The sequence below is a fragment of the Leptolyngbya cf. ectocarpi LEGE 11479 genome (assembly GCF_015207065.1).
Lineage (GTDB): Bacteria > Cyanobacteriota > Cyanobacteriia > Phormidesmidales > Phormidesmidaceae > Leptothoe > Leptothoe ectocarpi.
Window position 1 is genome coordinate 1 of the sequence record NZ_JADEXP010000587.1, and the last position, 1,999, is coordinate 1,999.

2 protein-coding genes are annotated in these 1,999 nt (G+C 39.3%); both read left to right on the forward strand.

All coding sequences use genetic code 11. The annotated features are described in order from the left end of the window. On the forward strand, positions 1–114 hold a 114-nt coding region (locus IQ260_RS30200; protein WP_193996739.1), incomplete at its 5' end, for a transposase. Continuing rightward, positions 114–1,688, forward strand: a complete 1,575-nt coding sequence (locus IQ260_RS30205) for a pentapeptide repeat-containing protein (RefSeq protein ID WP_193996740.1) — start codon at positions 114–116, stop codon at positions 1,686–1,688. The genes IQ260_RS30200 and IQ260_RS30205, both read left to right, overlap by 1 nt. The last annotated feature ends 311 nt before the right edge of the window (positions 1,689–1,999 follow it).

Consider the following 1,999-nt stretch of genomic DNA (forward strand, 5'->3'; position numbering starts at 1 on the left):
AACTTTTTCGCTAAGTTGAAGCAATACCGGGCGATTGCAACGCGGTACGATAAGACAGCTCGCAATTTCTTGAGTGCTGTTCATCTCGCTGCTGTTGTCATTTGGCTTAATTGATGACACGCCCTAGTGAAGACAAGGCTTTAGTGATTGCTCTGTATGAGCGCCTCAAACAGAAAGGATACCAACCATGGCTAGATCAAAAAGATCTACTCCCCGGACAGCAGTGGCGTGAAGAGATCCCAAAGGCCATTAAAAATAGCGATATCTTTGTTGCGTGCTTATCACATCAATCAGTAGCGAAACAGGGATATATTCAGCGAGAATTTAGGATGGCATTGAATCAATGCGCGGATAAGCCACCTGGAACAATTTATTTGATTCCTCTCAAATTGGACCAATGCAAAATTCCAGAGCTACGCCAGGACGAATATGGAATCAACCTAACTGACTATCAATGGATAGATTATTTTGAGAAGGATGGGTTTGAACGATTAGAACAAGCTATCCAACATCAGTTTTATAATCTTATAGCTAACTGTTCTCCTAGCTCGCTCAATGAATCGACAACTTCTCAAGAGAAAAAAGGTTTTGAATCCCCAATTCAATCAGCATCAACCACTACTGACAAAAATACGCACGATCAGGTTACTAATTCCTCTCCTTCACAGCAAGAAGAGTTACATCCATTCGAAAATTCATCATCGCAGAAATATTATGATATTGCTCCTCTCGAATTCATAGAATTTTTTGCTGAATCAATTTCTGACCTGATCCAATTAGGTGTCCGAATATTTACTTCGAAATTTCTTTGGTTAATTCTGTTAGCATTGTTTCTCTTAAGTCTTATAGTCGATCTTATAGAAGGACAGATTCGAGAACAAAGGATCAAACGCTATTTAAGTCATCAATCTGATAGCAGCAGTAGCGCAAAGAATGAAAAAGAAATACAGAAACTAAAGATAGGATGTCTAAAGCAAAAAACGTTCTTTCCATTGTCAGAATATATTTTTGGAAACTGTCATCTTTTAGATAACATAACTTTCGAAAAAGCTGAACTCCGCCATATTAATCTCTCCCACGTAGTTCTTAGTGGAATAAACTTCCGTGATGCAGATCTTCGTGATGCAAGTCTCGATTATGCCAATCTGAGTAATACTGACCTCAGTAATGCAGATCTTCGTGATGCAAGTCTCAATTATGCCAATCTTAGCGATGTTCAATTCGAAAATGCTCATCTCAGTCGCACTGAGCTTGTTCTAGCTAACCTCTATCAAGCTAACTTTCGCAATGCTGACCTTGATGATGCTGATTTTCAAGATGCTGATCTTCGCTTCACCGATTTTAGCAATGCTACTCTTCGAAGTGCTAATTTCGATGGTGTAAATCTTAGTGACGCTTCCTTCTTCAAAACCAATATTAGCCAAGCTACATTTCTCGGAGCTGACTTTAGTTCTAGCATTTTTCTACATATAGATTTTCGAAAGTCTACAGCGATTAGTCCCAGAATGTTTGACTCATCAATTTTATGCAATGTCGTTTTTCCAAATCGCCCTGACTTCACAAAAGTCAGTATTGATTCTAATCGTGATTGCGCTCTACTTCCTCAAATTTTAAGTAGTCGTCATGAAATTTCTTTAGAAGAGGCTCAAAAAATTGTTAATGAGGCTCGTCAAAGCGTATGGGAATAGTTAGCGATCAGGTGGGGCACGTTCTCGATCTACCTATTAAAATAATCCTGGTTTTACCTGAGTTTGTTTGGCTGAAATCAGCCCATAGAGTTACGGCTAAGGACGATGACTGACCGTAATCAACGAGGAACAACTAGGGATAAAACGGAATTATCTATCAGTCTCTGGTAATGTTAACTATGACAATAGTCCGGACAGAAAAGCGAGAGAAATAGCCAGAAACGCTATTCATGCACTAAGGTTTTGTTAACAGACAAACCCACCTGAATAGCCATGACATGCTTCATACCGGGTCTACTACGAAAAGTGGG